Source organism: Pseudomonas edaphica, from assembly GCF_005863185.1.
In the GTDB taxonomy this organism is placed as follows: domain Bacteria; phylum Pseudomonadota; class Gammaproteobacteria; order Pseudomonadales; family Pseudomonadaceae; genus Aquipseudomonas; species Aquipseudomonas edaphica.
In genome coordinates, this window is sequence record NZ_VBVZ01000796.1 from 1 (window position 1) to 2430 (window position 2430).

General features: G+C 61.2%; 1 protein-coding gene. It reads left to right on the top strand.

The features are described 5' to 3' along the window. Positions 1 to 253 precede the first annotated feature (253 nt). Entirely contained in the window at positions 254 to 2404 is a 2151-nt protein-coding gene (locus FEM54_RS30570) for a phosphocholine-specific phospholipase C (RefSeq protein WP_138454066.1), read from the top strand. Positions 2405 to 2430: the final 26 nt, after the last annotated feature.

Below are 2430 nucleotides of genomic sequence, written 5' to 3' on the forward strand. Positions count from 1 at the left end.
GTTCCTTCAGGAGAATCCCGGTGCCTTTACTGGGGCTGCTGCGCGCCCCAACGCAGGGCAAGCCTGCTCGCCACAACAAGCCTGTTTGCCACAATAAGCCTCTAGCCACAACAAGCTGCTCACCACCATTGGTGGCAGGCCCGTGAACAGATCATCGGATTGTCAGTAACCGCATGTCACCTTTTTGTCGCTTGCAGTCTCTACTTTGTCTTGAGCGTTTTTATCTCAAGCACCCCAGGGATTGATTAGTGCCATGCCAACTCTCACCCGCCGCACCCTGCTGAAGGCCGCCGCCATCGGCTCCGCCTACACCCTGCTACCCGATTCCATCCGCCAGGCGCTGGCGATCCCCGCCAACAACCGCACCGGCACGATTATGGATGTGGAACACGTGGTTATCCTGATGCAGGAAAACCGCGCGTTCGACCACTACTTCGGCACCTTGCCCGGCGTACGTGGTTTCAGCGACCGCTTCACCATTCCGCTGCCGGGCGGCCGCAAAGTCTGGGAGCAACAGGGCAAGGGGCGGCGCGTATTGCCTTATCATTTGGACAGTTCACGCGGCAATGCCCAGCGTGTCGACGGCACGCCACATTCCTGGGTTGACGAACACGCCGCCTGGGGCAGCGGCCGCATGAATGCCTGGCCAACCTACAAGACCAACACGTCAATGGGCTATTACCGCGAGCAGGAATTGCCGTTCCAGTTTGCGTTGGCCAACACCTTTACCCTGTGCGATGCCTACCACTGTTCGGTGCACGCCGGCACCAACCCGAACCGGCTGTTCCATTGGACCGGCACCAACGGCCCGACCGGCGCCAATGTGGCTGCGGTGGTCAATGAATGGGACGGCCCTGGCGCAGTGAGCGTGGGTTACACCTGGAAAACCTACCCTGAGCGCCTGGAAGAGGCGGGCGTGAGTTGGAAGGTCTACCAGTTCTTGCCGGATAACTTTGGCGACAACCCGCTGGCTGGTTTTCGCCAGTACCGCGCCGCCAGTGTTGCGGCCGGCAACCCGGCGGAACCACCGAAAGACTTCAAGGCCTTTGTGCCCTACAGCGATCAACTCAACGCCCGCGTGCCGTTGTACAAAGGCAACGGCAACACACTGCCATCGGCAAACGGCAGTGACCTGGAAGCGATCATCCAGGGCTTTCGCGATGACATAAAAAACGGCCGCTTGCCTCAGGTGAGCTGGCTGGTCGCCCCGGCCAATTACTCCGAACATCCTGGGCCTTCCAGCCCGGTGCAGGGTGGCTGGTTCACCCAGGAGATTCTCAAGTCGCTGACTGAAAACCCGCAGGTGTGGAGCAAGACTGTATTGCTGGTCAACTACGATGAAAACGACGGTTTCTTCGACCACGTCCCTTCACCGTCAGCCCCGTCCAAGCGTGCCGATGGCAGCTTTGCCGGTAAATCCACGGTCAAGTTCGACAGCGAAATCTTCACGCACCCGGCGCCGCCCGGCACCACGCAACAGCCTGCGCCTGACGGTGGTGTTTACGGCCCTGGCCCACGGGTGCCGATGCTGGTGCTGTCGCCCTGGAGCCGCGGCGGTTGGGTCAACTCCCAGGCGTTCGATCACACCTCGGTGCTGCAATTTCTGGAGAAGCGCTTCCAGGTGCGCGAGCCCAATATCAGCGCCTGGCGCCGCGCCGTATGCGGCGACCTCACCTCGGCGTTCAACTTCGTCAACCCCAACACCGAGTTGTTGCCGCCACTGCATGAAACCACCCGCCGGGCGGCGGATTTGCTGCGCCAGCGCCAGGAACTACTGGCCCAGGTTGTGGTGCCTGCTGAAGGTCGGCAACAGGCGCCGCATCAGGCGCGCATGGCTCGGCCATCCCGTGCGTTGCCATACCAGTTGAACGTCGAAGGTGACGTTGATCGTCGCGCCGGTGAGCTGACGTTGAACTTCTTCAACCATGGCGAACAGGGCGCGGTCTTCCACGTCTACGACCGACTGCACCTGGAAGACATCCCACGGCGCTACACCGTTGGCGCCGAACAGCACCTCAGTGATACCTGGCCAGTGGCTGGCGGCTATGACCTGTGGCTATTGGGGCCGAACGGCTTTCACCGATCATTCAAGGGTGATCTGCAACGCCGCGAACCGCAACTGTCAGTGGCTTATCAAGGCGATAGCGTTCAACTGACGGTGATCAACCCCAGCAAGCATCCAGCCTCGGTGACGATCAAGCGCTGCCCTTACACCCATCAAGGCCCATGGCTGCTGGAGATTGCTGGGCACAGCTTGCAGCAACGCACATTCTCCCGTCAGCCGAGCGGTGGCTGGTATTACTGCACCGTGCGTAATGAGCATGGCTGGGTGCGCCGGGTGGCGGGGCGGGTTGAGACGGGGGCGCATAGCATCAGTGAACCGTTGATGGGCAAGGCGGTGTAGCAAACCCTGAGGCGGCGGATAGCGTT